Origin of the sequence: Nocardioides sp., assembly GCF_964228225.1 — a bacterium.
GTDB lineage: Bacteria > Actinomycetota > Actinomycetes > Propionibacteriales > Nocardioidaceae > Nocardioides.
This window is the reverse complement of record NZ_CAXQZB010000037.1, coordinates 33,718-47,979: the sequence shown is the minus strand read 5'-3', so window position 1 is coordinate 47,979 and position 14,262 is coordinate 33,718. Positions and strand designations below refer to the sequence as shown.

General features: G+C 75.6%; 11 protein-coding genes. 6 read left to right on the top strand and 5 right to left on the bottom strand.

From position 1 onward, the window contains the following. On the top strand, window positions 1-280 hold a 280-nt coding region (locus ACERUJ_RS08200; RefSeq protein WP_370248018.1), incomplete at its 5' end, for a GNAT family N-acetyltransferase. Between the two features lie 41 nt (window positions 281-321). Here the strand turns inward: ACERUJ_RS08200 and ACERUJ_RS08195 are convergent. Further along, window positions 322-1,527 carry an ROK family protein gene (locus ACERUJ_RS08195; protein ID WP_370248017.1) on the bottom strand — a complete coding sequence of 402 codons (1,206 nt, stop codon included), beginning with the start codon at window positions 1,525-1,527 and terminating at the stop codon, window positions 322-324. A gap of 82 nt (window positions 1,528-1,609) precedes the next feature. On the opposite strand from ACERUJ_RS08195, the gene zwf reads away from it, so the two are divergent. Genes zwf through ACERUJ_RS08175 form a run of 4 tightly spaced genes read left to right on the top strand, consistent with a single transcriptional unit; the run spans window position 1,610 to window position 6,864 of the window. Then, window positions 1,610-3,097 (top strand): glucose-6-phosphate dehydrogenase, encoded by a 1,488-nt coding sequence (gene zwf, locus ACERUJ_RS08190; protein ID WP_370248016.1) that lies wholly within the window; start codon window positions 1,610-1,612, stop codon window positions 3,095-3,097. Window positions 3,098-3,141: 44 nt separating this feature from the next. Further along, on the top strand, window positions 3,142-5,028 hold the full coding sequence (gene edd / locus ACERUJ_RS08185) for a phosphogluconate dehydratase (protein WP_370248019.1): 1,887 nt from the start codon (window positions 3,142-3,144) through the stop codon (window positions 5,026-5,028). Further along, window positions 5,021-5,659 carry a bifunctional 4-hydroxy-2-oxoglutarate aldolase/2-dehydro-3-deoxy-phosphogluconate aldolase gene (gene eda / locus ACERUJ_RS08180; protein ID WP_370248015.1) on the top strand — a complete coding sequence of 213 codons (639 nt, stop codon included), beginning with the start codon at window positions 5,021-5,023 and terminating at the stop codon, window positions 5,657-5,659. Before edd ends, eda begins: the two co-directional genes overlap by 8 nt. A 23-nt stretch (window positions 5,660-5,682) precedes the next feature. After that, window positions 5,683-6,864, top strand: coding sequence for a class I tRNA ligase family protein (locus tag ACERUJ_RS08175; protein WP_370248014.1), 1,182 nt, complete (start codon window positions 5,683-5,685; stop codon window positions 6,862-6,864). 25 nt (window positions 6,865-6,889) lie between these two features. Here ACERUJ_RS08175 and ACERUJ_RS08170 read toward each other — a convergent pair whose 3' ends face one another. Together ACERUJ_RS08170 and ACERUJ_RS08165 are read right to left on the bottom strand one after the other, a co-directional pair. After that, window positions 6,890-8,095 (bottom strand): PP2C family protein-serine/threonine phosphatase, encoded by a 1,206-nt coding sequence (locus tag ACERUJ_RS08170; protein WP_370248012.1) that lies wholly within the window; start codon window positions 8,093-8,095, stop codon window positions 6,890-6,892. Window positions 8,096-8,120: 25 nt separating this feature from the next. Further along, window positions 8,121-9,536 carry a mycothione reductase gene (locus ACERUJ_RS08165; RefSeq protein WP_370248011.1) on the bottom strand — a complete coding sequence of 472 codons (1,416 nt, stop codon included), beginning with the start codon at window positions 9,534-9,536 and terminating at the stop codon, window positions 8,121-8,123. A 160-nt stretch (window positions 9,537-9,696) separates the two neighbouring features. Here ACERUJ_RS08165 and ACERUJ_RS08160 point away from each other — a divergent pair, with 160 nt between their 5' ends. Next, window positions 9,697-10,755 (top strand): NAD(P)-dependent alcohol dehydrogenase, encoded by a 1,059-nt coding sequence (locus ACERUJ_RS08160; protein ID WP_370248010.1) that lies wholly within the window; start codon window positions 9,697-9,699, stop codon window positions 10,753-10,755. A gap of 125 nt (window positions 10,756-10,880) precedes the next feature. Here the strand turns inward: ACERUJ_RS08160 and ACERUJ_RS08155 are convergent, their stop codons facing one another. Together ACERUJ_RS08155 and ACERUJ_RS08150 are read right to left on the bottom strand one after the other, a co-directional pair. Continuing rightward, complete coding sequence (locus ACERUJ_RS08155; protein ID WP_370248009.1) at window positions 10,881-12,716, bottom strand: amidohydrolase family protein; 1,836 nt, start codon at window positions 12,714-12,716, stop codon at window positions 10,881-10,883. A gap of 77 nt (window positions 12,717-12,793) precedes the next feature. Further along, complete coding sequence (locus tag ACERUJ_RS08150) at window positions 12,794-14,218, bottom strand: phytoene desaturase family protein (protein ID WP_370248008.1); 1,425 nt, start codon at window positions 14,216-14,218, stop codon at window positions 12,794-12,796. Between the last annotated feature and the right edge of the window lie 44 nt (window positions 14,219-14,262).

Here is a 14,262-nt window from a genome sequence, read left to right as displayed (position 1 = left end):
CGTCGCCGCGCAGGTGGAGCTCGACGGCGCGCCCGCGGCGTCCGGGCGGGCCGCTCTGATCGGCGACGCCGTGGTGCTCGACTCGATCGTCACCGCCCGCGCCCATCGTCGTCGGGGGCTCGGCGCGGCCGTGGTGAGCGCCCTGGTGGCCTGGGGTCGCGGCGCCGGCGCCAGCCGGGGCCTGCTCGTCGCCACCCCCGAGGGTCGCGCGCTCTACACCGCCCTCGGCTGGCGCACCCTCGCCGTCGTCCACACCTACGCCCCCGACCCGGGTCCATGAGATCGGGGCGGCCAGGTCGGGCCGGCGCCGTCGAAGAATCCTCAGGTACCTGACGATTCCTCGGCAGCCCGCGCGGCGCCTCGGCCGGCCACACGCTGCCGGAGCAGCGCGTCGACCGCGCGGGGGGCGAGGGCGTGGTCGAGGGCGAGGGCGGCGCAGCCGACCAGCCCGGCCCGGTCGCCGTGGGCGGCCGGCAGCACCTGCAGGTCGCGGGTGGCCAGGGCGGTGCCGCGGGCGGCGAGGGCGGCGCCGACGCCGTCGGCGTAGAGGTCGTAGGCGGCGGCCATGTCGCCCCCGAGCACCACGGCCGCGGGGTTGAGCAGCGTGACGGCGGTGGCGAGGACCTCGCCGAGCAGCCGGGCGCTGCGGGCGAGGGCGTCGCGGGCCCGCTCCTCCCCGGCCAGGGCGAGGGCGACCAGGTCGCGCACGTGCGCGACGTCCTCGCGCTCGGCCACGAGCGCCCAGCCGCCGGCGACGGCCTCGAGACAGCCGTCGCGGCCGCAGCGACAACGGCGCCCGGCCGCCTCGGGCACCGGCACGTGCCCGATCTCGCCCGCCGCGCCGAGCACTCCGGGCACCCGGCGACCGCCGACGACGAGCCCGAGGCCCAGGCCGGTGGAGGCCTTGACCACCAGCGCCTCGGCCAGGTCGGGACGCGCCAGCTGCTCGGCGGCGGCCAGCACGTCGGCGTCGTTGCCGATCACCAGCGGCGCCCCGGCCACCCCCGGCAGGTCGGCGAGGAAGGGGGCCAGGGGGACGCCGTCCCACCCGGTCATGACGGGCGAGTCGCGGCTGCTGCCGCGCGCGGTGTCGACCGGCCCCGGCAGGCTGAGCCCGACGGCCAGCACCGGCGGGCCGGCGGCGCCCCCCGGGGAGGCGAGCAGCGCCTCGAACCGCTGCGCCACCGAGGCCATCACGACCTCGGGGCCGGCGCCCACCTCGTGGTCGCGGGAGTCGGCGGCCAGGGTGGTGCCGGCGAGGTCCACCACGGCGACCTGGCTGCGCGAGCGGCCCACGGCCGCGGCGAGCACGACCCCGGCTCCGGCCACCAGGTGCAGCCCCAGCGGACGGCGACCGCCCGTGGAGGCCAGCTCGTCGCCGACCGCGACCAGGCCGGCGTCGGCGAGCGCGTCGAGGCGGGCCAGCACGGCGGTGCGGGACAAGCCGGTGAGCCGCACGAGGTCGGCGCGGGTGCGGGCCCGGCCGCTGCGCAGGAGGGCGAGGAGGTCGCCGGCGGTGTCGGGCACGCCTCGACCCTAGTCGCTACTTCTGTCTGAAAAGTGCATAAGACCCTGTTGGATCGATCCAAAACATGTCATCCTCGACCTCGTGACCCTGCCCACCGTCGAGCTGGCCACCGATCTGCCCGTCGCCGACGTCGTCGTCTTCGGCGGCACCGGCGACCTCGCGCTCCGCAAGCTCATCCCGGCCCTCTACCACCGCGAGGCCGAGCACCAGCTCGCCCCCGGCACCCGGATCATCGGGGTCTCGCGCTCCGAGATCGACGACGCCGGCTACCGCCGCTGCGTGCGCGAGGCGATCGCCCAGCACGTGCCCGACGCCGACCCCGACGCCGTCGCCCGGATGTGCGGCCGCATCCACCACCTGCTGCTCGACGCCGAGACCCCCGAGGACTGGCACCTGCTGCACGCCCTGCTCAAGGACACCCCCACCCCCGGTCCGCGCGTGCGGATGTTCTACCTCGCCGTCGCCCCCCACCTCTTCGGCCCCACCTGCCGCCGACTCGCCGAGATCGACGTCGTCGACGAGCACTGCCGGGTGGTGCTGGAGAAGCCGATCGGGCGCGACCTGGCCTCGGCGCGCGCCATCAACGACGCGGTGGGCGAGGTGTTCACCGAGTCCCAGATCTTCCGCATCGACCACTACCTCGGCAAGGAGAGCGTGCAGAACCTGCTGGTGACGCGCTTCGCCAACACCTTCCTCGAGCCGCTGTGGAACAGCCGGTGGGTCGACCACGTGCAGATCACTGTGGCCGAGACCCTCGGGGTCGGCACCCGCGGCGACTACTACGACCGCTCCGGCGCGCTGCGCGACATGGTGCAGAACCACCTGCTGCAGCTGCTGTGCCTGGTGGCGATGGAGCCGCCCACCTACGTCGGGCGCGAGACCGTGCGCGACGAGAAGCTGAAGGTGCTGCAGGCCCTGCGCCCCCTCGACGACGCCGCCCTGCAGCGCGACGTCGTGCGTGGGAGGTACGTCTCCGGCGAGATCGACGGCGTCGCCGTGCCGTCCTACGCCCACGACCTGGGCCGGCGCAGCCGCACCGAGACCTTCGTCGCGATCCGCGCGGAGGTCGGCAACTGGCGCTGGGCCGGCGTGCCGTTCTACCTGCGCACCGGCAAGCGGATGCACCGCAAGGCCTCCGAGATCGTGGTGGTCTTCAAGGAGCCGCCGCACGCGATGTTCCCGCACAGCGAGGGCGTGACGGCCGCCAACCGGCTGCACATCCAGGTGCAGCCCGAGGAGGGCATGCAACTGCACCTCACCGCCAAGGAGCCCGGTCCCGGCGGCATCCGGCTGCGGCCGGTCTCCCTCGACCTCTCCTACGCCACCACCTTCGACCAGCGCAGCCCCGAGGCCTACGAGCGGCTGCTCATGGACGTGCTGCGCGGCAACCCGACGCTGTTCATGCGTCGCGACGAGGTCGAGGCCGCCTGGACCTGGGTCGAGCCGATCCTGCGCCACTGGGAGGCCGGCGAGGACCGCCCGCAGCGCTACGCCGCCGGCACGCCCGGCCCCGCCGCAGCCGAGCGGCTGCTGGCCCGCGACCGACGCACCTGGCAGGAGAGCGCATGACCGCCCAGCCCCCGCACCAGCCCCCGACCCGGCCCCCGGTCCCGCTGCACCCGGTGGTCGCCGCCGTCACCGAGCGGCTGGTCGCCCGCAGCGCCGCCTCCCGTGCGGCCTATCTCGACCGGCTCGCGCAGGCCCGGCGCAGCCACGGCGGCGCCCCGGCGCGGGCGCGGCTGGGCTGCGCCAACCTCGCCCACGGGTTCGCCGCCGCCGAGCCGGAGCAGAAGGACCAGCTGCGCCAGGTGCGCGCCGGCAAGCCCAACCTGGCGATCGTCACCAGCTACAACGACATGCTCTCGGCCCACCAGCCCTTCGTCGACTACCCGCCGGTGCTCAAGGCCGCCGCGATCCGGGCCGGCGGGCTCGCGCAGGTGGCCGGCGGCGTGCCGGCGATGTGCGACGGCGTCACCCAGGGCCGGGCGGGCATGGAGCTGTCGCTGTACAGCCGCGACGTGATCGCGATGTCCACCGCGATCGCCCTCTCCCACGACATGTTCGACGCCGCGGTGCTGCTCGGCGTCTGCGACAAGATCGTGCCCGGGCTCGTGATCGGCGCGCTCGCCTTCGGCCACCTGCCCACCGTGCTCGTGCCGGCCGGCCCGATGCCCTCGGGCCTGCCGAACGCCGAGAAGGCACGGGTGCGGCAGCTGTTCGCCCAGGGCATGGTCGGCCGCGAGGAGCTGCTGGCCGCGGAGGCCGCCAGCTACCACGGCCGCGGCACCTGCACCTTCTACGGCACCGCCAACTCCAACCAGCTGCTCATGGAGGTCATGGGCCTGCACCTGCCGGGCTCCTCGTTCGTGAACCCCGGCACCGAGCTGCGCGAGGCGCTCACCCGGGCCGCCGCCGCGCGCGCCGTCGAGCTGGCCCGCGAGGCCCGCGAGGGCGGGCCCGGCATCGGCGACCTGGTGGACGAGCGCACGATCGTGAACGCCTGCGTGGCGCTGCTGGCCAGCGGCGGCTCCACCAACCACACCCTGCACCTGCCCGCGATCGCCCGGGCGGCCGGCATCGCCCTCACCTGGGACGACCTGGAGGAGCTGGCGGCCGTCACCCCGCTGCTGTGCCGGATCTACCCCAACGGCACCGCCGACGTGAACCACTTCCACGCCGCCGGCGGCATCGGCTACCTCGTGCGCACCCTGCTCGACGCCGGCCTGCTGCACGACGACGTCGCCACGGTGGCGGGTCCGGGCCTGCGCCGCTACACCACCGAGCCCGTGCTGGGCCCCGACGGCGCGCTCACCTGGCGCGAGGGCACCCCCACGAGCCTGGACCCCGCCGTGCTGCGTCCCGCGAGCGACCCCTTCTCCCCCGACGGCGGCATGCGGGTGGTGCGGGGCGCGCTCGGCACCGCGGTGGTGAAGACCTCCGCCGTGGCGCCTGCGCACCGTCGCGTCGTCGCGCCCGCGCTCGTGGTCGACGACCAGGCCGAGCTCATCGCCGCCTTCGAGCGCGGCGACCTCGACGGCCGCGACCTCGTGGCCGTGGTGCGCTACCAGGGCCCGGCGGCCAACGGCATGCCCGAGCTGCACAAGCTCACCCCGCTGCTCGGGGTGCTCCAGGACCGCGGCCAGCGGGTCGCGATCGTCACCGACGGCCGGATGTCCGGCGCCTCGGGCAAGGTGCTGGCCGCCATCCACGTGACCCCCGAGGCCGCCGCCGGCGGGCCGCTGGCGCGGGTGCGCGACGGCGACCTGCTGGAGATCGACGCCGACGCCGGGGTGCTGACGCTGGCCGACGACGTCGCCCTGGCCGAGCTGCCGCTGCGGCCGACGACCGGCGCCCCGCTCGACGCCGCCGCCTGGACCGGCACCGGGCGCGAGCTGTTCGCGATGTTCCGCGCCGGCGTCGGTGCGGCCGACACCGGCGCCAGCGTGTTCCCCGAGGTCCCCACCGCCCCGATCACCGACCGCGAGGTGTCGCATGTCTGAGTCCCCGCCCGACCCGATGGACCCGCTCGCGCTCGTGCCGGTGGTGCCGGTCGTGGTGATCGAGCGGCTCGCCGACGCCGTCCCGGTGGCGCGGGCGCTGGCCGCGGGCGGCCTGCCGGTCGTGGAGCTGACGCTGCGCACGCCCGTGGCCCTGGAGGCGATCGCGGCGATCAGCGCCGAGGTGCCCGACGTGGTGGTCGGCGCCGGCACGATCACCGCCCCCGCCCAGGCGCAGGAGGCGGTCGACGCGGGCGCCCGCTTCCTGGTCTCCCCGGGCGCCACCCCGCGCCTGCTCGCGGGGATGCACGCCACCGGCGCGCCGTTCCTGCCCGGCACGGCCACCGTCTCGGAGGTGCTCGCGGTGCTCGAGACCGGGCAACAGGCGATGAAGTTCTTCCCCGCCGAGCTGAGCGGCGGCACCGGCTACCTCAGGGCGGTCGGGTCCGTGGCGCCGCAGGCGCGGTTCTGCCCGACCGGCGGCATCACCCCCGCCACCGCGGCCGACTACCTCGCCCTGCCGAACGTGGGCTGCGTGGGCGGGTCCTGGCTCACCCCCGCGCCGCTGGTCGCGGCCGCCGACTGGGCGGGGATCACCGACCTGGCCCGTGCGGCGGCCTCGCTGCGCTCCTGAGGTCGGGGTGCGAGGATGACCGCATGGCTCGCACCCTGACCTCCGGGATCCTCGACCCGCGCCTGCGTGCCGGACGCGCGCCCGCGCCGCACCGCCACCTCGTGCTCGGCGGCGCCCGGGTGCCCGCGGTCGGCACGGCCCGCCTCTACGTCTGCGGCATCACGCCCTACGACGTCACCCACCTGGGCCACGCGAGCACCTTCGTGTGGGCCGACGTGCTCGCCGCGGTGCTCGACGCCACCGGCGTGACGCCGTCGGTGTGCCGCAACATCACCGACGTCGACGACGTCCTCACCACCGCCGCCCGCGAGCGCGGCCACCACTACGACGAGCTGGCGCTGCTGCAGCAGGCCCGGTTCGAGCAGCACATGCGGGCACTGCGGGTGGCCACCCCGGCCGCCGAGCCGCACGCGCGCCACCACGTCGACGCCGTGCAGCACCTCGCCGCCGCCCTGCTGGCCGCCGGCCGGGCCTACGAGCACGAGGGCTGGGTGTGGTTCGACGGCACCGGCGTGCCCGCGGCCGCCGGCCTGGAGCGGGCCGAGGCCGAGCGCCGGCTCGCCGAGTACGGCGACGCCCCCGACCGCCCCGGCCAGCGCGACCCGCTCGACGTGCCGGTCTGGCAGCCCTCCGACGAGGGCCACCCAGCGTGGCCGAGCCCGTGGGGCTGGGGCCGCCCGGGCTGGCACGCCGAGTGCGCGGCCATGGCGCTGGCGGTGCACGGCGCCCACGTCGACGTCCTCGTGGGCGGCATCGACCTCGCCTTCCCCCACCACGCCTACCAGGCCGCGCTCGCGGAGGCCGCCTCCGGCACCGCGCCGTTCACCACCGCGACGCTGCACGTCGGCGAGGTGCGGCTGGACGGCGAGAAGATGGCCAAGTCCACCGGCAACCTCGTGCTGGTCGACGACGTCCTCGAGCACGCCTCGCCCGCCGCCCTGCGCCTGCTGCTGCTCGACCGCCCCGTCGGCGAGCCCTGGGACCACACCGACGCCGGGCTGGCCCGCGCCCAGGAGCGGCTCGAGCGGCTCTTCGCCGCGGCAGCGGCCCCCGGCCCGGCCGACGCCGAGGCGGTGCAGGCCGGCGTCGACGCCGCCCTGGCCCGCCTGCTCGACGGTCTCGACGTGCCCGGCGCCCTCGCCGTGGCCGAGCAGGCCGGCGGCGAGGTCGCCCGACGCCTGCTCCACCTGCTCCGGCTGTCCTGAGCGCCGCCCGGCCGGCCCGCGGTCGCTAGACCGGGGGGCCGTTCCAGCGCACGAACACCGCGGTGGCGTCGTCGTTGAGCCAGGCGTCCTCGCGGGCGAGCAGGTCGGCGCGCACGCGGCGCACGATCTCGGTGGCGGTGCGCTGCTCCCGCGCGGCGGTGGCGAGCACGTCGGCCAGGCCGTCGACGCCGAGCAGGTCGCCGTCCAGGCCGCGGGCCTCGGTGAGGCCGTCGGTGAAGGCCACGAGCAGGTCGCCGGGCTCGAGGTAGTCGACCCCCACGTCGGGGTCGGTGAGCACCAGCCCCGTGCCCAGCGGCGGCACGGGCTCGACCTCCAGGGTGCGCACGCCGCCGTCGAGGGCGACCACGAGGGCGCCGGGGTGGCCGGCGCTGACCCACTCGATGCGCCCGGTGGCGACGTCGAACTCCGCGAACCAGGCCGTCACGAACCGGCCGCCCAACCCCTGGGTGTCGAGCAGGGCGTCGGTGGCGCGGACGTTCTCGGGCAGGTGGAAGCCCTGGCGCCGGTGGCTGCGGTAGGCGGTGATCGCGACGGTGGAGGCGTGGGCGGCGCCGTAGCCGTGGCCCATGGCGTCGAGCACGCCCAGGTGCAGGACGTCGGCGTCGACGGCGTGGTCGTAGGCGTCGCCGCCCGCGGAGTAGACCGGCTCGACGAGCGCGGCCAGGCTGAACCGGGCGGTGGTGAGGGCGGCCGGGGGCAGCACCGCCTGCAGCAGCTCCGCCGCCGAGGCCATCTCCTGGGAGCGCCGTGCGAGCTCGAGGTCGTCGCGCAGCGGGCGGGCGGCGGCGAGGGCCTGGGCCACCGCGGGTGCCACCCCGCGCAGCACCGCGGCGAGGTCGGCGTCGATCACGCCGCCCTCGGGCAGCCGCACGAACAGCACGCCCAGCCGCTCGCCGGCGTAGGTGATCGGCTCCCAGCGGGTGCAGGGGTGCGCGGCGTCGGTGACCCCGACCCCGCCGATGTAGGCGCGGCCGGCCTCGGTGCCGGCCACCGCCACCGGACGACGGCGTCGGGCCGACTCGATCGAGCCCACCGGCACCAGCTCGGTCTCCTCGTAGGTGACCAGGTGGATCGCCACCTCGGCGGCGCCGAGCAGGGAGGTGAGCGTGCCGCTGACGGCGTCGGCCAGGCCGGTGGGGCCGTGGGTCGCGATCCGTTCCAGCAGGTCGGCGATCAGCACGCCGGGCCGCGGGAGGGGCTGGGCACTCACCCGCCCATCATCGCAGCCCGACGGCTCACCGGGGCGGGGCCAGCTCGCGGGCGAGGTCGAGCAGCGCGTTCTCGACCACCTCGGTGGGCGCGGGGTGGATCCAGTACTGGCCGCGGGCCAGGCCCGCCACGGGCTGGTCGAAGCTCATCGCCTGGATGAGCGGCTGGATCAGGGTGGCGGCCATGGGTCCGATCAGGTGGGCGCCCACGAGCCGGCCGGTGGCCCGGTCGGCGAGCAGCTTCACGCACCAGCCGGCGTCGTCGTGGTGCTGCGCCCAGCCGTAGGCCGTGCCGGCGTACTCGCGCACGGTGACGGCGGCGTCGATCCCGCGGTCGCGGGCCTGCGCCTCGGTGAGCCCGACGGCGGCCACCTGCGGGCTGCTGAACACCGCCTGGGGCACGAAGCGGTGGTCGGAGACGCGGAGGTCGTCGGGGTGCAGGATGTTGTGGGCGACCACGCGGGCGTCCTGGTTGGCGACGTGCTTGAGCGGCTCGGGGCTGGAGGCGTCGCCCAGCGCCCAGACCCCGGCGGCGGTGGTGCGCTGGTGCTCGTCCACGACCACGCGCCCCGCGTCGTCCACCTCCACCCCGACGTGCTCGAGCCCGAGGTCGTCGGTGGTGGGGCGCCGGCCCACCGCGACGAGGAGTCGGTCCACCACGAGCTCCTCGCCCCCGGCCAGGTGCAGGTGCAGGCCGTCGGCGTCGCGCGTGACCCGCTCCAGGGCGGCGTCGGTGCGCACGTCCCACTGCTGCCGGGCCTGCGCCGTGAAGCGGCGCGCGATCTCCTCGTCCTGCGCGCCGAGCAGCACCGGACCCCGCTCGAGCTGCACCACCGGGTCGGGCCGGCCGGCGGCCCGCCCGAGGGAGGCGAAGACGTGGGCGAACTCGGTGCCGACGTAGCCGCCGCCGAGGATCGCGAGCCGGGCGGGCAGCGCGGTGAGGTGGCGCAGGTCGTCGCTGGTGTCGTAGCCGGACCCGGCCAGGCCGGGCAGGTCGGGCACGACCGGGTGCGAGCCGGTGGCGATGACGACGTGCGCGGCGGTGACCTCCCGCGCCGTGCCGTCGAGCAGGTCGATGCGCAGCCGGCCCGGTCCGAGGAACCGGCCCCGCCCGCGCAGCACGTCCACGTGCGGCTGCTCCTCGCGGAACCGCAGGCCCTGGGCCGCGACGTCGTCGGTGCGGGCGAAGACGCGCCCGTGCAGCCCCGGCCAGTCGACGCCGTCGACGTGGGTGAGCAGGTCCAGCCGGGCACCGTCGTCGGCGGCGGCGCGGGCGAGGTCGGCCGGCACCACGAACATCTTGCTCGGGATGCAGCCCCGGTTCAGGCAGGTGCCGCCCCAGGGGCCGGGCTCGACGATCGCCACCCGCAGGCCGGCGTAGCCCCGGTGCACGATCGAGTTGCCGGAGCCGGCGCCGAGGATCACCACGTCGTAGTGCGTCACCATCCGAACCTAGCGGGGCCCCCTATTCCCGGTCGGTCGCGTGAACCATCCCTCACCCGCGGGTGGTCTAAGCCGGGCGCGGCCCGGGGAATGATTGCCGGTGTCAACGACCTTGATGGTCTGTCGAACCCGTCCCTCGAGCCGTCCCAGGAGGACACCCGTGCCCACCCTCGTCCCCGCGCTGTCCGTGCCGTCCGCCGGCGCCCCCTTCGAGCGCATCGAGCTGACCCGCCGCGACCTGCGCCCCGACGACGTGCGCATCGCCATCCGCTACGCCGGCATCTGCCACTCCGACATCCACCAGGTGCGCCAGGAGTGGGGCCGCACCACCTACCCGATCACCCCGGGCCACGAGATCGTCGGCGAGGTCGTCGAGGTCGGCTCCGAGGTCACCCGCCACGCCGTGGGCGACCGCGTCGGCGTGGGCTGCTTCGTCGACGCCTGCCTGGAGTGCGCGGCCTGCAAGGACGGCGAGGAGCAGTTCTGCGAGCGCGGCGTCGTCGGCACCTACGCCGCCACCGGCTACGACGGCGAGCGCACCCAGGGCGGCTACAGCGGCCAGATCGTGGTGCGCGACCACTTCGTGGTGCGCATCCCCGACGCGTTCAGCGACGACCAGCTGGCCGCCGTCACCCCGCTGCTGTGCGCGGGCATCACCACCTACTCCCCGCTCAAGCGCTTCAACGTCGGCCCCGGCACCCGGGTGGGCGTCATCGGCCTGGGCGGCCTGGGCCACGTCGGGGTGAAGATCGCCGCCGCCATGGGCGCCCGCGTCACCGTGTTCAGCCGCACCGACTCCAAGGCCGCCGACGGCCTCGCGATGGGCGCCACCGACCACGTCGCCACCGCCGAGAAGGGCGCGCTGCGGGCCAAGGCCAACTCCTACGACCTGCTGCTCAACACCGTCGGCGACGGCATCGACCTCAACGGCCACCTCGCCACCCTCGACCGCGGCGGGGTGATGATCAACGTCGGCGCCCCCAGCGACCAGCTCTCCTTCGGCGCGTTCTCGCTCATCGGGTTCCGCCGCCAGATGGTCGGCTCGCTCGTGGGCGGTCTGCCGGAGACCCAGGAGATGCTCGACTTCTGCGCCGAGCACGGCATCACCGCCACCGTGGAGGTCATCGGCGCCGACGACGTCGACGCCTACTACGACAAGATCGTCGCCGGCGACGTGCGCTACCGCGCGGTCATCGACACGGCCACGTTCTCGGGCTGATCACCCGGGGACTCCCCCGATCCGGCGCGTCGTCGTCCGCTCCTGACGACGCCGCGCCGCCCCTGCCGCCCCCGGTCCCCCCGGGGGCGGTGCACTTTTCCACGCCCTCGGCCGCGGGGCGGGGCTCAGCGGTCGGCGACGCTGCGACGGGCCTCGGCGGTGACGGGCGGCGTCGGCCGGCCGGCGCGCAGGAACACCCCGGTGCGCTCGCGGCCCAGCAGCTCGGTGGGCTCACCGTTCTCCACCACCGTGCGACCGGAGATGAGCACGGCGCGCACGGCGGCTTCGTTGCGGTTGACCATCCGCGACAGGCCGCCGTACTGCTCCACCCGCGACTCGTGGTACTCGTCGAGCCGGTCGTCCAGCGCGGCGGGGTCGACGATCACGACGTCGGCGCGGGAGCCGATGCGCAGGTGGCCGGCGTCGAGGTCGTACCAGTCGGCGAGCTCGCCGGTGAGGCGGTGCACGGCCTGCTCCAGGGACAGGAAGGGGCGACCGGCCTGCGCGGCGTCGTGCACGTGGCGCAGCAGCCGCAGCCCCATGTTGTAGAAGGCCATGTTGCGCAGGTGGGCGCCCGCGTCAGAGAAGCCCATCTGGATGGCCGGCTCGGCCGCCATCCTCTTCAGCATCTCGGGACGGTGGTTGGAGATCGTGGTGCGCCAGCGCAGGTCGGTGCCGTGCTCGAGCACGAGGTCGAGGAAGGCGTCCACGGGGTGCAGCCCGCCGCGCTCCTTGCCCACCTGGCCGAAGGACTTGCCGATCAGCGCGGCGTCGGGGCACTCCACGATCTCGGCGTCGAAGAAGTCGCGGTGCCACACGCGCGGACCGAACTTGGCGTCGTAGTCCTTGCGGAACGTGCGGCGGTAGGACTCATCGCGCAGCAGCTCGTTGCGGGCCACCTGGTCGGCCAGGTGCAGGGCGGCGGCGCCGGAGCCGAACTCCTCGAAGATCACCAGGTCGATGCCGTCGGCGTAGACCTCGAACGGCACCGGCAGGTGCTGCCAGCGGAAGTCGCCGCCGAGCTTGTTGGCCATCGCCGCGAGCGGGCCCATGATCCGGATGACGGCGGGGTTGGCCTTGATGTCGGCGGCCGAGAGCAGGCTGACCTTGAGCTGCTTGCGGCCCACCGCCGCCGAGGACAGCACCTGGGACAGGATGTTGCCGGGGTTGGTGATATCGGGACCGGACTGCAGCACGCGGCCGCGCGTGCGCAGGATCGCGTTGAGGCGGCGCAGCTCGCGGGCCTTGGCGTAGGTCGAGGGCAGGGTGCGGGAACGGCAGACCTCGCCGTCCAGCTTGTCGAAGAGCAGCTGCTGGGAGGACATGCCGATGAACCCGGCGTCCAGCGCCTCGGTGAGCATCTGCTCCATGCGGGCCTGCTCCACCGGGGTGGGGCGCACCTCGTCGCGGGTGGCGCGGTCCAGGCCCATCGTGGCGGTGCGCATGTCGGAGTGGCCGAGGAACGCCGCGAGGTGGGGGCCCAGCGGCAGCCGCTCGAGGGCGGCGACGTAGCCGCGGGCGTCGCGCCAGGACTTGTGGCGCCCGACGGCGTCGATCACGTGCTGGCGCGGGATGGCCTCGACACGGCCGAACAGGTCGCCGGCGTCGACGGGGTCGACGTGCACGGTGGACAGCGAGCAGGAGCCGAGGAAGATCGTGGTGACGCCGTGGCGCACCGACTCCGCCAGGCCGGGGCCCTCCAGCACCTCGACGTCGTAGTGGGTGTGGATGTCGACCATGCCCGGCATGACCCACGCGCCCTCGGCGTCGATGACCTCGGTGTGCTCGGCGACCGGGAGCGGGTCCTCGCTGATGGCGGTGACCACGCCGTCGATGATGCCCAGGTCGCGGATCGCCGACGGCGAGCCGGCGCCGTCGAACCAGCGGCCGCGTCGGATGACGGTGTCGAACCCGGTGGGCGGGGCGGTGGTCTCGGGGGTGGCGGGGGTCACAGCGGTCACCGCACCATTGGACGACCTGGAAATGACTCGCGTCAAGACACCCTGTCCAGAGTTTTCCTCGGGCGGCGGTCGGACGGTCAGGCCCCGAGCCCGGCCAGCGCCCGGCGGGCCGCGCGCAGGCCGCACATGCCGTGCACGCCGGCGCCGGGCGGGGTGGAGGAGGAGCAGAGGTAGACCCCGTCCACGCCGGTGGCGTACGGGTCCCGCAGCCGCGGACGGGCGACCAGCTGCACCAGGTCGTTGGCGCCGCCGGCGATGTCGCCGCCGCGGTAGTTGGCGTTGTGGGCGGCGTAGTCGGCCGGGGTGTGGGTGGCGGTGGCGACGATGCGCGCGCGCAGGCCCGGGGCGAAGCGTTCGACCTGGTCGAGCACGGCGTCGGTGGCGTCCTCGGCGTGGGCGTGGGGCACGTGGCCGTAGACCCACACCGGCTGCAGGTCCGGGTCCTCCCCCAGTCGCAGGGGGTCGGCGACGGCCTGCTGGGCCACGAGCACGAACGGGTCGGGGGGCATCCGCCCCGCCGCCACCGACGCCTCCGCCGCAGCGATCTGCTCCAGCGTGCCGCCGACGTGCACGGTGCCGGCGCGCCGCACCTGCGGCGCCGTCCACGGCACCCCGCCGCGCACGACCAGGTCGAGCTTGAAGGCGGCCGGGCCGTAGCGCCAGCGGCGGTAGGCCCGCGCCGGACCGGCGGGGAGGCGGTCGTCGAGCAGCTCCAGCGCGGCGGTGGGGGTGAGGTCGAGCAGGACGACGTCGGCGGGCGGCAGCTGCGCCATCGACGTGACGCGCACGCCCGTGTGGATCTCTCCGCCCAGGCTCTCGAGCAGGGAGGCGAGGGCACGGGTGATCGCGGCCGACCCGCCCGCGGCGACCGGCCACCCCGAGGCGTGGCCGGCGAGGGTGAGCATCACCCCCACCGCCGCCGAGGCGGGGGCGGTGAGCGGGGTGTAGGAGTGGGCGGCCGAGCCGGCGAACAGGGCGCGTGCCGCCGGGGTGCGGAAGCGGCGGGCGAACCAGGTGGCGGGCAGGCCGGCGCGCAGTCCGAAGCGGGCCAGGCGCACCGGATGGCGGGGCACGTGCACCAGCGGGCGCAGCACCTCGTCGAGCAGGTCGTCGACCCCGGGCAGCAGCGGCGCGAAGCTGCGGCGCCACGCGGCGCCGTCCTCGCCCAGGCCGGCGCAGGTCTGCTCCAGATCGCGGTGCAGCAGGGCGGCCGAGCCGTCGTCGAGGGGATGCGCCAGGGCGATCTCGGGGTGGCGCCACTCCAGACCGTGCTCGGCCAGCGGCAGGGAGGCCAGGAACGGGGAGGCGATGCCGAGCGGGTGCACCGCGGAGCAGATGTCGTGGCGGATGCCGGGCAGGGTGAGCTCGGCCGTGCGGGTGCCGCCCCCGATCTCCTCGGCCGCCTCCAGCACCGTGACGCGCAGCCCCGCCTGCGCCAGCGCCACCGCCGCCGACAGCCCGTTGGGTCCCGAGCCGACCACCACCGCGCTGCGCTGCGTCACACCTCGAGCCTGTCACGCCCTCCGGGCCGCGCGCTCACCCGACG

Excerpts from the sequence above, each read along its gene's own strand:
- ACERUJ_RS08175 (WP_370248014.1), top strand. The coding sequence starts at position 5,683 with ATGGCTCGCACCCTGACCTCCGGGATCCTCGACCCGCGCCTGCGTGCC.
- eda (WP_370248015.1), top strand. The coding sequence starts at position 5,021 with ATGTCTGAGTCCCCGCCCGACCCGATGGACCCGCTCGCGCTCGTGCCG.